The organism is Streptomyces sp. CRCS-T-1 (assembly GCF_024442335.1).
Classification (GTDB): Bacteria; Actinomycetota; Actinomycetes; order Streptomycetales; family Streptomycetaceae; genus Streptomyces; species Streptomyces koelreuteriae.
The window spans coordinates 2264714-2278373 of sequence record NZ_CP101651.1; the positions used below are offsets into that span (position 1 = coordinate 2264714).

The following is a 13660-nucleotide window of genomic DNA, read 5'->3' on the forward strand; positions in this document are numbered from 1 at the left end:
GAAGGGCGCCCCCGGCCGTCGGAGGGCGCCCTCGATGTTCGTCTCCCGCCGCCTTGAGCAGTCGGCGGCCGGTGCGCGTATTACCTGGTGTCACACCGCGGCCGCGGCGGCCGCGACGGGGACCTCGGTGAGGATGGTGCGCTTGGGGTTGGCTGTCTGGGCGGGGAGTTCGACGCTGTGCTCCGGCTGCTCCGGCGTCCGCAGTTCGTCGGCGCCTTCCAGGTGCGCCAGCGTCGTGCGTCGCGGGTTGGCGATCTTGTGGAACATCGTCGTCGTAGTCACTGTTTACTTGCACCCTGTCCTGTGACGGCGCCGGGCGGATCCGTGGACCTCGCGCCGGGCGCGGCTTGTCGGTTTTGCCATCGCTGTAAAGCGTCAGGCTAAACATGGGATTCCCGGCCCAATCGCGGAGGGGCCATGATCGGCATGTGAGTTTCCTCACGAATCAGAGTCCGAATCGGTCAATCCGGACTCATGCCCCACCCCCACGAAACGGACATTGACTCCCTGAAGCCACCATTCCGCTCCTGATCATGGCGACTGGGACACCCGTCCCGCCCTGACGACTCGCGGGCTTACGTCCGAAATGGACGAACTCACTTTCTACGACCGGTGATCCGGCCCTCACGTGGTGTCACCTATGTCACGGCCTGGCCTACGGGCCTTGTTGGAGATCCTGTGCTGTGCTGGAATCTCACGGACCGCCGCAGGATCGAGCCGGCGCACAGGGGGCGCACAGACGCGCCGAGTGGCGGCGAGAAGGGGGAGCCAGCGCCGGTCACTCACGACCACCACGGGGGCGTACTCAGGGCGTCCCCAGAACGCCGACACCGTGCCCCGCCGCTCACGCGACGGGGTGCCTGGTCCAGAGGTTGCGACGCTAGTGCAGGGACGTTTCAAGAGGGATGGCAGCGCTTCGGCGGAGCCGGAGCCGCACGGCGGGACTGGCGCCATGAAGGGCGGCCCCGCGCCCCAGCACGCCCAGAACCCGGGCTCGGCCGGCGACGGCGGTGAGCGCTCCGGGCGATCCGGTCCATCGGCCCCCTCGGGGGCCTCCAACCCCTCCCCGGCGCTGAAGCCGCCGACGGGACCCACCGGCCCCGGCCCGCGAATAGCCCTGCGCAACTGGCGCATCTCCACCCGACTGGTCTCGCTGCTCGCGCTGCCGGTGGTCGCGGCCACCTCGCTCGGCGCGCTGCGTATCAACCAGTCCATGGACGACATCCAGCAGCTCGACAACATGAAGCTGCTGACGGACATGACCAAGCAGGCCACCGAGCTGTCGGCCGCGCTCCAGGAGGAGCGCGACCAGTCGGCCGGCCCGCTCGCGCACGGCGGCAAGGCGACCGACTTCACGGTCAAGGGTCTTCGTGAGAAGACCGACCGGGCGATGAAGAACTTCCTCGACAGTTCCGAGGAGATCGACAGCGCCAGCAAGGACGGCAACCTCAAGGGCGTCCGCGAGTACCTCATCCAGCTCGCCGGCGAGCTGGGCGACCTGGCGCAGATCCGCAAGAGCGCCTACGCCTCCGAGGGCAACTCCACGCAGACGATCGAGGCGTACCACCGTCTGATCGAGAACCTGGTCGACCTCTCCCAGGACATGGCCGAGGCGACCAGCAACCCGGACATGATCCAGCGCACCCGCGCCCTGGCGGCCTTCTCCTCCGCCAAGGAGTACTCCTCCATCCAGCGCGCGGCCCTCGCGGCGGCACTGCCCGCGAGCAACACCACGACCGGCAAGCTCTCGCCGAACGACCGGCTCTACGCCGAGTCGTCCCTGGAGAGCCAGAAGTCCGAGATCCGCAGCTTCAAGAGCATCTACGGCGAGGACGCCGCCGCCGAGCTGCTGAAGCCGATCGAGGACGGCGGCAACTCCACGATCAAGGCGACCGACACCTACGCCGGCCGTGCCCTGGTCTCCGCGAGCGGTCTCGCCCAGCAGGACAAGCGGTCCTACCGCGACTGGCTGGACGACAGCTCCACCAAGATCCAGCAGATGAAGAACATCGAGCACACCCTGCTCGAGGAGATGGAACAGAAGGCCCGCGAGCTGCGCAGCGCCACCGAGCGCGACGCGATCATCTCCGGTGCGCTGATCCTGATCGTGCTCGGTGTGTCGCTCGTCGGCGCCTTCGTCGTGGCCCGCTCCATGATCCGCTCGCTGCGCCGGCTGGAGGAGACCGCGACCAAGGTCGCCTCCGACCGTCTGCCCGAGCTGGTCAAGCAGCTCTCCGAGTCCGACCCGCAGGACGTCGACACGTCCGTGGAGTCGGTCGGTGTGCACTCCCGGGACGAGATCGGCCGCGTGGCCTCGGCCTTCGACGACGTGCACCGCGAGGCGGTCCGCCTCGCCGCCGAGCAGGCCCTGCTGCGGGGCAACGTCAACGCGATGTTCACCAACCTCTCGCGCCGCTCCCAGGGCCTCATACAGCGTCAGCTCTCGCTCATCTCCGAACTGGAGTCCCGCGAGGCCGACCCGGACCAGCTCTCCTCGCTGTTCAAGCTCGACCACCTCGCCACCCGCATGCGCCGTAACGGTGAGAACCTCCTCGTCCTCGCGGGTGAGGAGCCCGGCCGCCGCTGGACCCGCCCGGTCCCGCTGGTCGACGTCCTCCGCGCCGCCGCCTCCGAGGTGGAGCAGTACGAGCGCATCGAACTGGCCTCCGTGCCGACGACCGAGGTCGCCGGCCGCGTGGTCAACGACCTCGTGCACCTGCTCGCCGAGCTGCTGGAGAACGCGACCTCGTTCTCCTCCCCGCAGACCAAGGTCAAGGTCACCGGTCACGCCCTGCCCGACGGCCGTGTGCTGATCGAGATCCACGACACCGGTATCGGTCTGTCGCCGGAGGACCTGGCCGCGATCAACGAGCGGCTCGCCTCTCCCCCGACGGTGGACGTCTCCGTCTCCCGCCGCATGGGTCTGTTCGTGGTCGGCCGTCTGTCGCAGCGCCACGGCATCCGCATCCAGCTCCGCCCGTCCGACTCCGGTGGTACGACCGCGCTGGTCATGCTGCCCGTCGATGTCGCCCAGGGCGGCCGGAAGCCCCAGCCCAAGCAGCCCGGCCAGCCGCCGCTCGGCGGTGGTGGTCCGGCCGCCGCGCAGGCCGCCGCCGGTGTGGCAGCGGCCCGGCGTGGCGCCGGTGGCGGCCAGGGCGGTGGCGCCCTCGGGGCGGGTCCCTCCGGTGGCGGTGCCTTCGGTGCCGGTGCTTCGGGTGCGTCCGGCGCGGGCCGGCTGGCTCCGGGCCAGAGCCCGCGGGCCGCGCTGCCCGGGCGGGACGCCGAGGGTGGCCGTCCGGGAGCGCCGGGCGGAGCCCGTGGGCCCCAGGGTCCCGAGAAGTCCCCGTCGTTGTTCGATCAGGGTGCCCCCTCCGGGCCGCCGCAGGGCCGTCCGGCTCCGGCCGGTGCCGGGTTCGGACAGGCCCCGGGCGCTCCGCAGGGCCTGCAGGCCGCGGGCACCAACGGGCCGCAGGGCCAGGACGCCTTCGGTGGCGGCCGTGGCCGGCAGAACCCGGGCGGCAACAGCGAGCAGGGCCAGGGCCGTCGGCCGCAGCTCCCGCCGCGCGGTGGTCCGCGGGCCGAGCTGCCCGGTGGCGACGCGCAGCAGCGCGTGCCGAGCTGGAGCGACGAGAACGCCCAGCCGCCGGTGCCGCGTGCCTCGCTGGACGCCCCGCGTGGTCACGAGGAGCCGGACGTCGCCCGTACGTCTCAGATGCCGCGCGTCGACGACCGCCAGGGTCCGGGCGCGACGGCGGAGATCCCGGCCGTGCCGCAGTCGGACCAGTTCTCCACCGGCACGAACGGATCGCAGGACCCGGGTCAGTTCGTCCGCCCGGACGTCTTCGGCTCCGCGGCCGGCCGCCGCGACTCGTCGCCCCAGACGGGCCAGTACCCGGCCCCGCAGGCCCCGCAGTCCTACGACAACGGCTCCACGGGTCAGTACCCGGCGCAGCGCCAGGACAACAACGGCGGCCAGTACCCCGCGCAGCGCCAGGACAACGGCTCGACCGGCCAGTACCAGGGGCAGCGCCAGGACAACAACGGCAGCCAGTACCCGGCACCCCGCCAGGACAACGGCTCCGGCCGGCCCTCCCTTCCGGGTCCGGCCACCCCGGCCGACCCCGGTGGCAGGGGCCAGTTCGACCGGACGCAGGCGGGCGGCGGCCGCGGCCCGGCGGACTTCGGCGCCCCGCGCCCGCCCGCCCCGCAGGCCCGGCCCGCCCGGCAGGAGCCCGAGGCCCTGCCGCCGGCCTCCGGTCCGGGCGACGGTCGTACGCCGCTGTACGACACACTGGAGACCAACTGGTTCCACGGCCAACACGGCCAGCAGGAGCAGGAGCAGCAGCCGCAGAACAACGGCTCGGCTCCGGCCCCGCAGCAACCGCAGGGACCCACCGGTCCGCAGCGGTCGTCCGCCCCCGCCGGCTGGCGCAGTTCACCGAACGACGATCTCGGCCGCCAGGCCGAGCGCGTCCGCCAGCCCGCCGCGGGCGGTGTCACCACCTCCGGCCTGCCGCGTCGTGTACCCCGGGCGAACCTCGTCGCGGGCACGGCTCAGCAGCAACCGGCGCAGCAGAGCGGTCCGCAGATCTCCCGGGCGCCCGATGACGTCCGGGGCCGGCTGACCAATCTCCGCCGCGGTATCGCACAGGGTCGTCAGGCCGGGTCCACACAGACCGGCAGCTTCCCTCGACCCTCTCACCAGCAGGAGCGTTAGTTGAGTCCGATGAGCCAGGCGGCACAGAACCTCAACTGGTTGATCACCAACTTCGTGGACAACACCCCCGGGGTGTCCCACACCGTCGTCGTGTCCGCCGACGGTCTCCTTCTGGCGCTGTCGGAGGGCTTCCCGCGTGACCGCGCGGACCAGCTCGCGGCCGTCGCCTCCGGCCTGACGTCCCTGACGGCAGGCGCTTCCCGGATCTTCGAGGGGGGCGACGTCGCGCAGACGGTGGTGGAGATGGAGCGGGGGTTCCTCTTCCTGATGTCCGTCTCGGACGGCTCGTCACTGGCCGTCCTGGCACACCCCGAATGCGACATCGGCCTCGTCGGCTACGAGATGGCGCTCCTGGTCGACCGCGCGGGCGCGGTCCTCACCCCCGACCTGCGAGCCGAGCTCCAAGGCAGTCTGCTCCACTGAACGGCCCGGCACCACCCGTCTCACCACATCACCGTCCGGCCGCCACACACCCCACACAGGCCCCGTCAGACGGCTCGACTGACCGACTTGCTGTCCCGCCCGGAGGACCCATGACCCCGCCCCCCGCCTCTCATGATCCGTACGCGGAGCCGTACGAGGATGAGGGCGACCAGCCGCTGGTACGGCCTTACGCCATGACCGGCGGCCGGACGCGGCCGCGCTACCAGCTGGCCATCGAGGCTCTGATCAGCACGACCGCGGACCCCGCGGCACTCATGGGGCTGCTGCCGGAGCACCAGCGCATCTGCCACCTGTGCCGTGAGGTGAAGTCGGTCGCCGAGGTCTCGGCGCTGCTCAACATGCCGCTGGGTGTGGCCAGGATCCTCGTCGCGGACCTCGCGGAGGCCGGTCTCGTCGCGATCCACCAGCCGGGCGGCGACGACGCCACCGGCGCACCGGACGTGACACTGCTCGAAAGGGTGCTCAGTGGACTTCGCAAGCTCTGACGCGGGTCGTTCCACCACCTCCGCGAAGATCGTGGTGGCGGGCGGCTTCGGCGTGGGCAAGACCACGTTCGTCGGTGCCGTCTCGGAGATCAACCCGCTGCGCACGGAGGCCGTCATGACCTCCGCCAGCGCGGGGATCGACGACCTGACCCACACCGGGGACAAGACCACCACCACGGTGGCCATGGACTTCGGCCGCATCACCCTGGACCAGGACCTGATCCTGTACCTGTTCGGTACGCCGGGCCAGGACCGCTTCTGGTTCATGTGGGACGACCTGGTGCGCGGCGCCATCGGCGCGGTGGTCCTGGTGGACACGCGCCGGCTGGCCGACTGCTTCCCGGCCGTCGACTACTTCGAGAACAGCGGCCTGCCCTTCGTGGTCGCGCTGAACGGCTTCGACGGGCAGCAGCCCTACCAGCCGGAGGAGGTGCGCGAGGCGCTGCAGATCGGGCCCGACACCCCGATCATCACGACGGACGCCCGCCACCGGGCCGATGCGAAGAGTGCCCTGATCACGCTGGTCGAGCACGCTTTGATGGCACGGCTGAGGTAGCACCCAATCAGAGCGCGCCATACGGCAGTTGTCGTAGATGCACCGGAGCCGGCTGTGTCCTTTGACACGGTCGGCCAAGGTGTTCATAACGTTTCGGCAGAGGAATCTGGTGGTACGGCCACGCGTCGCGCACATCCGGTCTCGCTGCGCGCACAATCGCCCCGCCTTTTGGCGGGGCTCGCTCTTTATGACCGTTTTATCTGGGGCTTACATGGCCCTGATTCCCTGCCTCGGACTGTTTGGAAGAGCGCAGGTCGTCGTGCTGGAATGCCTGAACTGCCCAATAGTCAATGACGCACTCGTCCGTCGATGGCGTGTTGGGCTCTGAGACACTGCGGCACAACGTTGGTGCCGACCGCCGAGAGGTTGTTGGTCGAGTGAGGCGAAGCAAGAACAGTCCCGAGCCGTCGGCCCGGGGCAACTTCACCCCGCCGCCGCGCACAGCGGCGCCCGCCCCCGTGCCCGGTTCGGAGCCGACGGCCACGCCTGCCGAGAGCAGCGGCCGTCTCTCCCCGCGCAACTGGCGCGTGGCGACCAGGCTCAACGCGATCCTGCTCATACCCGTGCTGGTCGGCCTCGTCATGGGCGGCTTCCAGGTGAAGAGCTCGATCGACACCTGGCAGGAGGCCGAGGACGCGGAGAACACCGCGCGTCTGGTGCGGGCCTCCCTGCTGTACGCCAACGCCCTCTACAACGAGCGCGACACCTCGGCGGCGCCCCTGCTGAAGGGCAGCGCCCAGACGGCCCAGGACAAGGCGACCGTCACCCAGCTCCGCAAGGCCACCGACCAGGCGGCCGACGACTTCGACGCCGCGGCCCAGAACATGCCGGCGAAGCCCGGTCTGGAACGCCGGCTGGATGTGTTCCGCAAGCTGGAGCCGAAGCTGCAGACGCTGCGCCAGGTCGCGTACACCTCCAAGCTCAAGGGTGTGCAGACCGAGGAGGGCTACGTCGAGGTCGCCCACCCGCTGACGGAGTTCGCCAACGAGCTCGGCCTGGGCACCGGCAACATCACCAGCTACGGCCGGACCGTGTACGCCATCGAGCTCACCAAGGCGGCCCTGTCGCTGCAGCGCTCCATCGGCATGCACATCCTGATCAAGCCGGGCCCGGACGACGGCAACCTGGCCAGCCAGCGCATCGCCCTGTCCTCGTACGCCTACCTCGAGCGCATCGCCGTGCAGGAGTACATCGGCGGTGGCACCCAGCAGGACGCGGACAAGCTCGATGCGGCCGAGGCCAAGATCAAGACCGACGGTGCCGCGATGGCCCGGGAGGCGAAGGCCAAGAACCCGGACTACGTGCCCCCGCCGGCCAACCCGACGACGATGGTCTCGGCCGTCGCGACGCTCCCGAACACCGACCCGAGCGCCCGCGCCGCCCTCGCCGAGAAGGGCATCACCGCCGAGAACTGGTGGGCGGTCAACACGCTCAAGTTCAACGCGTACGAGAAGATCGAGGCGGACATGGCCGACAAGGCCGTGGCCGAAGCCTCGGACATCGCCGCCGACGCCCAGCGTGACGCCTACGTCACCGGTGCCGCCGTCGTGGTCGCGCTGCTCCTCGCCTTCATCCTGGCCGGCGCGGTCGCCCGCCAGATGAGCCGCTCGATGCGCCAGCTGCGCAACGCCGCCTTCGGCATCGCCGAGCAGCGTCTGCCGATGCTGGTCGACCAGCTCTCGCGCACCGACCCCGGCCGCGTCGACACCCGGGTCCAGGCCATCCCGATCACCACCACCGACGAGATCGGCGAAGTCGCCCGCGCCTTCGACCAGGTCCACCGCGAGGCCGTCCGGCTCGCCGCCGAGCAGGCCCTGCTGCGGGGCAACATCAACGCGATCTTCACCAACCTGTCGCGCCGCAACCAGTCGCTGATCGAGGGCCAGCTGACCCTGATCACCGACCTGGAGAACAACGAGGCCGACCCGGACCAGCTGGAGAACCTCTTCCGCCTGGACCACCTCGCGACCCGTATGCGCCGCAACGGCGAGAACCTCCTGGTCCTCGCCGGCGAGGAGCCCGGCCGCCGCTGGGACCAGCCGGTGCCGCTGGTCGACGTGCTGCGCGCCGCCTCCTCCGAGGTGGAGCAGTACGAGCGCATCGAGCTGTCCGGTGTCCCGGAGGCCGAGATCCACGGCCGTGCCGTGACCGACCTCGTGCACCTGCTCGCCGAGCTGCTGGAGAACGCCACGACGTTCTCCTCCCCGCAGACCAAGGTTCGCGTGACCGCCACCCGTCTCCCCGACGGTCGGGTCATGATCGAGATCCACGACAAGGGCATCGGCCTCACCGCCGAGGACTTCGCGGACATCAACCACAAGCTGGCCAACCCGCCGACCGTGGACGCCGCGATCTCGCAGCGCATGGGCCTCTTCGTGGTCGGCCGGCTGTCCGACCGGCACGGCATCCGCGTCCAGCTCCGCCCCTCGGGCGAGCAGGCCGGTACGACCTCGCTGGTCATGCTGCCCGACGCGATCACCCACGGTGGTGGCGGCGAGCAGCATGTGGACCGCGACGAGTTCACCGTCTCGCAGATCATCCCGGAGCAGAACTTCGGCGGCGGCGAGAACTTCAACCAGCAGCCCATGCGTACGGCGGCGGAGCTCGGCTTCGACGACAGCCGCTACTCCGAGGTCCCGGACGACATACGTGAGCTGGACCCCGTCGGCCGTTCCCTGATGCGCGAGGAGCGCAGGGCGGCCCTGGAGGCCCAGTCCCACGACGAGCAGCCCGCCCTGCCCGGACGGAACCCGCAGGACCCCGACGAGGGGCACGCGTACCCCGAGGAGTTCAACGGGCAGCAGGGCTACGACACCGGCCAGGCCTACGACACCGGCCGGACCGGCTACCCCCAGCAGCAGCCCTCCGCGTACGACCGTCAGCCGACGTACGAGAACCAGCAGGCGCAGTACGAGGAGCAGCGGCACACGGCGTACGAGGAGCCGCAGCAGCCTGCGTACGGCGATCAGTACTTCGCGCCGGGCGGCGGCATGCCGCAGAACGACACCTTCGCGCCGAACGGCGGCTACCCGGAGCCCTCCTATGCGGAGCCGGCTCACGAGGAGCCCCCGGCGCAGGGTGCGGGCGGGCGCGAGAGCTTCCCCGCCTTCGAGCAGCGCCGTCACCAGGACGACTGGCCGCAGCAGGACGGTTACCAGAACGGCTACCCGAGCCAGTACCCTTCTCAGGCCCAGGAAACGGAATCTGCGCAGGCCGCTGACGCGAGTGAGCAGGACCGCGTAGGCTTCGACCGTCCGGGACCGGCCCACTCCGCCGCCCACTCGATGACCGACGCGGGACTTCCCCGCCGCGGCTCCACCGGGAGCGGTGCGAACGGCACGGGCGGCGCGCGGCACGTGAGCCAGGAGCCTGAGGCCTCCGCCCCGGAGAGCACCGGCGACAGCGACTGGCGCTCGGCGAACGACGAGCGGTGGCAGCAGGCTTCGCAGCTCCGGAAGCCCAGGGCGGGCGGGGTCACCTCCTCCGGCCTGCCGAGGCGGGTACCCAAGGCCAACCTGATCGAGGGTGCCGCCGAGAGCACCCCCCAGGGAGGCCCACAGGTCTCCCGCGCCCCGGAGGACGTCCGGGGCAGGCTGAGCAACCTGCGGCGCGGCGTGGAACGCGGACGCAACGCAGGCACTGAAACGAACGGCCAGGCCACGTGGAATCAGCACGGTGGTCCTGACAGCACCTACAACCAGGAGCGTTAGTGTGAGCCCGATGAGCCAGGCGGCACAGAACCTGAACTGGTTGATCACCAACTTCGTGGACAACACCCCGGGGGTGTCCCACACGGTGGTGGTCTCCGCCGACGGACTCCTTCTGGCTATGTCCGAAGGCTTCCCCCGCGACCGCGCCGACCAGCTCGCGGCCGTCGCTTCCGGTCTGACGTCCCTGACGGCAGGCGCCTCCCGGATCTTCGAGGGAGGCGCTGTGAACCAGACGGTTGTGGAGATGGAGCGGGGATTCCTCTTCATCATGTCCGTATCCGACGGCTCCTCGCTCGCTGTTCTCGCACATCCCGAGGCGGACATCGGCCTCATCGGGTACGAGATGGCGCTGCTGGTGGACCGAGCCGGTACGGTCCTGACACCGGACCTTCGTGCGGAGCTCCAGGGGAGCCTGCTCAACTAACAGACGGACGGTGCGTTTTGGCGTCCCGTGGCCGTAAAGTTTCGGGACGCGGCTCCACAGCCATGGGTGCCAGCACAGTCGGAGGAGGAGAAAGTGGCAACACCCCCAGGCGGTTCGTCTTCGGGCAACTGGTCGTACGGCCCCGCACAGGGCCAGAACGACGGTGCCCAGAACCCGAACCGTTACAACTTCCCCTCCACACCGAGCCACCGGCAGCCGTACGCGCCGCAGGGCCCCGGCCCGTCGCCGTACGACCAGCCGCCGGCCCCGCGTATCCAGCCTGTGCAGCCGCAGCGCCGCACCCCCGAGCCGGCGCCCGCCGGGGCGTCGAACAACCCGCTGGTGCGTCCGTACGCCATGACCGGTGGCCGGACCCGCCCGCGTTACCAGCTCGCCATCGAGGCGCTGGTGCACACCACTGCGCAGCCGCACCAGATGCAGGGCCAGTTGCCCGAGCATCAGCGGATCTGCAACCTCTGCCGGGAAATCAAGTCGGTCGCCGAGATCTCGGCGCTCCTCACGATCCCTCTCGGCGTGGCCAGGATCCTCGTCGCCGACTTGGCGGAGGCGGGACTGGTCGCCATCCATCAGCCCGGCGGCGACGAGAACGCCGGCGGCCAGCCAGACGTGACACTGCTCGAAAGGGTGCTCAGTGGACTTCGCAAGCTCTAGCGGCGGTCCTTCCCGCTCCACCACCTCAGCGAAGATCGTGGTGGCGGGTGGCTTCGGCGTGGGCAAGACCACGTTCGTCGGGGCCGTCTCGGAGATCAACCCGCTGCGTACCGAGGCCGTCATGACGTCAGCTTCGGCCGGCATCGACGACCTCACCCACACCGGGGACAAGACGACCACCACGGTCGCCATGGACTTCGGCCGTATCACCCTGGACCAGGACCTGATCCTGTACCTCTTCGGTACGCCCGGTCAGGACCGCTTCTGGTTCATGTGGGACGACCTGGTGCGCGGCGCCATCGGCGCGATCGTCCTGGTGGACACGCGGCGTCTCGCCGACTGCTTCCCGGCCGTCGACTACTTCGAGAACTCGGGTCTGCCGTTCGTGATCGCGCTGAACGGGTTCGACGGGCAGCAGCCGTACAACCCGGACGAGGTGCGGGAGGCTCTGCAGATCGGGCCGGACACGCCGATCATCACGACGGACGCGCGGCATCGGGCCGATGCGAAGTCGGCGTTGATCACGCTGGTTGAGCACGCGCTGATGGCACGGCTTCGTTAGTTTCTTGCTGTGGGACAGCCCCTGGCGGCCTCTGGGTTGCCGGGGGCTGTTGCGTTGCCGGGTGCGGGTTGATCGTGGCTTGTCGCGCAGTTCCCCGCGCCCCTAAAGGCAAAAAGCAAAAGAGGCCCCTCCTGGTGGAGGGGCCTCTTTCAGGTGCTGGGGTCAGCGCCAGCTGTGCGGGGCTCGGAAGCCCGGCTCGCGTTCCAGGCGGCGCCAGCCGGCCTTGTCGCGGCCTCGGTGCGTCGGGGTGGGGTCGGTGGGGCGGGCGGCGGCGCGGGCCAGGAGGATCGCCGTGATGGCGGCGACTTCCTCGGGCTCGGCGTGGCCCTTCTCGACGCGGATGTCAGGGGTGCTCATGGGTGTCAGTCTCCGTGAGAGAGATGTCCGCGGGGTTACTGCGGAGGGTTGCCGTGCTTGCGGGAAGGCAGGTCGGCGTGCTTGGTCTGGAGCATCGCGAGGGACTTGATGAGGACCTCGCGGGTCTCGGCGGGGTCGATGACGTCGTCGACCAGGCCGCGCTCCGCCGCGTAGTACGGGTGCATCAGCTCGGACTTGTACTCCTTGACCATGCGGGCGCGCATGGCCTCGGGGTCCTCGGCCTCGGCGATCTGGCGGCGGAAGATGACGTTGGCCGCACCCTCCGCGCCCATGACGGCGATCTCGTTCGTCGGCCAGGCGTAGGTGAGGTCAGCACCGATGGACTGGCTGTCCATGACGATGTACGCACCTCCGTAGGCCTTGCGCAGGATCAGCGAGATCCTCGGCACGGTCGCGTTGCAGTACGCGTAGAGCAGCTTGGCGCCGTGGCGGATGATCCCACCGTGCTCCTGGTCGACGCCGGGCAGGAAGCCGGGTACGTCCAGAAGAGTGATGATCGGGATGTTGAAGGCGTCGCACATCTGGACGAAGCGGGCCGCCTTCTCGGAGGCCTCGATGTCCAGGACGCCCGCGAGGGCCTGCGGCTGATTGGCGACGATGCCGACGACCTGGCCGTCCATCCGGCCCAGCGCGCAGATGATGTTCCGCGCCCAGCGCTCGTGGACCTCCAGGTAGTCGCCGTCGTCGACGATCTCCTCGATGACCTTGGCCATGTCGTACGGCCGGTTGCCGTCCGCCGGGACCAGGTCCAGCAGGACGTCCGAGCGGCGGTCGACGGCGTCCGAGGCCTCGGCGCGCGGCGGGTTCTCGCGGTTGTTCTGCGGGAGCAGGGAGAGCAGGTAGCGGACCTCGGCGATGCAGGTCTCTTCGTCGTCGTAGGCGAAGTGGCAGACGCCGCTGGTCTCGGCGTGCACGTCGGCGCCGCCCAGGCCGTTCTGGGTGATCTCCTCGCCGGTGACCGCCTTGACGACGTCCGGGCCGGTGATGAACATCTGCGAGGTCTCGCGGACCATGAACACGAAGTCCGTCAGGGCGGGGCTGTAGGCCGCGCCGCCCGCGCAGGGCCCCAGCATGACGCTGATCTGCGGGATCACGCCCGAGGCCTTGGTGTTGCGCTGGAAGATGCCGCCGTAGCCGGCGAGGGCGGAGACGCCCTCCTGGATACGGGCACCGGCGCCGTCGTTCAGGGAGACCAGGGGCGCGCCGGCCGCGATGGCCATGTCCATGATCTTGTGGATCTTGGTGGCGTGGGCCTCGCCCAGCGCGCCGCCGAAGACCCGGAAGTCATGGGCGTAGACGAAGACCGTCCGGCCCTCGACCGTCCCCCAGCCGGTGATCACACCGTCGGTGTACGGCTTCTTGGCCTCCAGGCCGAAACCCGTGGCCCGGTGCCGGCGGAGCTGCTCGACCTCACGGAAGGAATCCGGGTCGAGGAGCAGCTCGATGCGCTCCCGTGCGGTCAGCTTGCCCTTGGCGTGCTGCGCCTTGGTCGCCTTCTCGCTCGGTCCGGCCACCGCCTGCGCACGGATCTCGTGCAGTTCGGCCACGCGTCCACGCGCGTCGGTCGGCTCACCCGGCGCCTCATCCAAAACGGTCATGTAGTGACCTTACGAAGCCAACCCAGGAAAGCGGGCCGTCGACTCCTCACAGTCTCCGGCGTGTTTTCCTGGTACCCCTGAACAGAACCATGGTGGAGTGCAGCCAATCCGACT

General features: G+C 70.0%; 11 protein-coding genes. 8 read left to right on the forward strand and 3 right to left on the reverse strand.

The window, feature by feature from the left end; genetic code table 11:
- Positions 1-90: 90 nt before the first annotated feature.
- Entirely contained in the window at positions 91-282 is a 192-nt protein-coding gene (locus NNW99_RS09915) for a hypothetical protein (protein ID WP_215124621.1), read from the reverse strand.
- 601 nt (positions 283-883) lie between these two features.
- On the opposite strand from NNW99_RS09915, the gene NNW99_RS09920 reads away from it, so the two are divergent.
- The 8 genes from NNW99_RS09920 (at position 884) to NNW99_RS09955 (ending at position 11570) form a co-directional block, all read left to right on the forward strand.
- On the forward strand, positions 884-4717 hold the full coding sequence (locus NNW99_RS09920; protein ID WP_215118333.1) for a nitrate- and nitrite sensing domain-containing protein: 3834 nt from the start codon (positions 884-886) through the stop codon (positions 4715-4717).
- 9 nt (positions 4718-4726) lie between these two features.
- Positions 4727-5140, forward strand: coding sequence for a roadblock/LC7 domain-containing protein (locus tag NNW99_RS09925; protein WP_030231800.1), 414 nt, complete (start codon positions 4727-4729; stop codon positions 5138-5140).
- 110 nt (positions 5141-5250) lie between these two features.
- Complete coding sequence (locus tag NNW99_RS09930; protein ID WP_053668780.1) at positions 5251-5646, forward strand: DUF742 domain-containing protein; 396 nt, start codon at positions 5251-5253, stop codon at positions 5644-5646.
- Positions 5627-6202, forward strand: a complete 576-nt coding sequence (locus NNW99_RS09935) for an ATP/GTP-binding protein (protein WP_104781463.1) — start codon at positions 5627-5629, stop codon at positions 6200-6202. Before NNW99_RS09930 ends, NNW99_RS09935 begins: the two co-directional genes overlap by 20 nt.
- Positions 6203-6579: 377 nt before the next feature.
- Positions 6580-9912 (forward strand): nitrate- and nitrite sensing domain-containing protein, encoded by a 3333-nt coding sequence (locus NNW99_RS09940; RefSeq protein ID WP_215118334.1) that lies wholly within the window; start codon positions 6580-6582, stop codon positions 9910-9912.
- A 10-nt stretch (positions 9913-9922) separates the two neighbouring features.
- The gene (locus NNW99_RS09945; protein WP_003993185.1) at positions 9923-10336 is read left to right on the forward strand and encodes a roadblock/LC7 domain-containing protein; all 414 of its coding nucleotides are present in this window, start codon (positions 9923-9925) and stop codon (positions 10334-10336) included.
- A gap of 93 nt (positions 10337-10429) precedes the next feature.
- Positions 10430-11008 (forward strand): DUF742 domain-containing protein, encoded by a 579-nt coding sequence (locus tag NNW99_RS09950; RefSeq protein WP_184598587.1) that lies wholly within the window; start codon positions 10430-10432, stop codon positions 11006-11008.
- Positions 10989-11570, forward strand: a complete 582-nt coding sequence (locus NNW99_RS09955; protein ID WP_009314218.1) for an ATP/GTP-binding protein — start codon at positions 10989-10991, stop codon at positions 11568-11570. Before NNW99_RS09950 ends, NNW99_RS09955 begins: the two co-directional genes overlap by 20 nt.
- Before the next feature lie 162 nt (positions 11571-11732).
- Here NNW99_RS09955 and NNW99_RS09960 read toward each other — a convergent pair whose 3' ends face one another.
- Together NNW99_RS09960 and NNW99_RS09965 are read right to left on the reverse strand one after the other, a co-directional pair.
- Entirely contained in the window at positions 11733-11927 is a 195-nt protein-coding gene (locus tag NNW99_RS09960) for an acyl-CoA carboxylase subunit epsilon (protein WP_215118335.1), read from the reverse strand.
- A gap of 35 nt (positions 11928-11962) precedes the next feature.
- Positions 11963-13546, reverse strand: coding sequence for an acyl-CoA carboxylase subunit beta (locus NNW99_RS09965; RefSeq protein WP_215118336.1), 1584 nt, complete (start codon positions 13544-13546; stop codon positions 11963-11965).
- Positions 13547-13660: the final 114 nt, after the last annotated feature.

Excerpts from the sequence above, each read along its gene's own strand:
- NNW99_RS09930 (WP_053668780.1), top strand. The coding sequence starts at position 5,251 with ATGACCCCGCCCCCCGCCTCTCATGATCCGTACGCGGAGCCGTACGAG.
- NNW99_RS09945 (WP_003993185.1), top strand. The coding sequence starts at position 9,923 with ATGAGCCAGGCGGCACAGAACCTGAACTGGTTGATCACCAACTTCGTG.
- NNW99_RS09925 (WP_030231800.1), top strand. The coding sequence starts at position 4,727 with ATGAGCCAGGCGGCACAGAACCTCAACTGGTTGATCACCAACTTCGTG.
- NNW99_RS09960 (WP_215118335.1), bottom strand. The coding sequence starts at position 11,927 with ATGAGCACCCCTGACATCCGCGTCGAGAAGGGCCACGCCGAGCCCGAG.
- NNW99_RS09965 (WP_215118336.1), bottom strand. The coding sequence starts at position 13,546 with ATGACCGTTTTGGATGAGGCGCCGGGTGAGCCGACCGACGCGCGTGGA.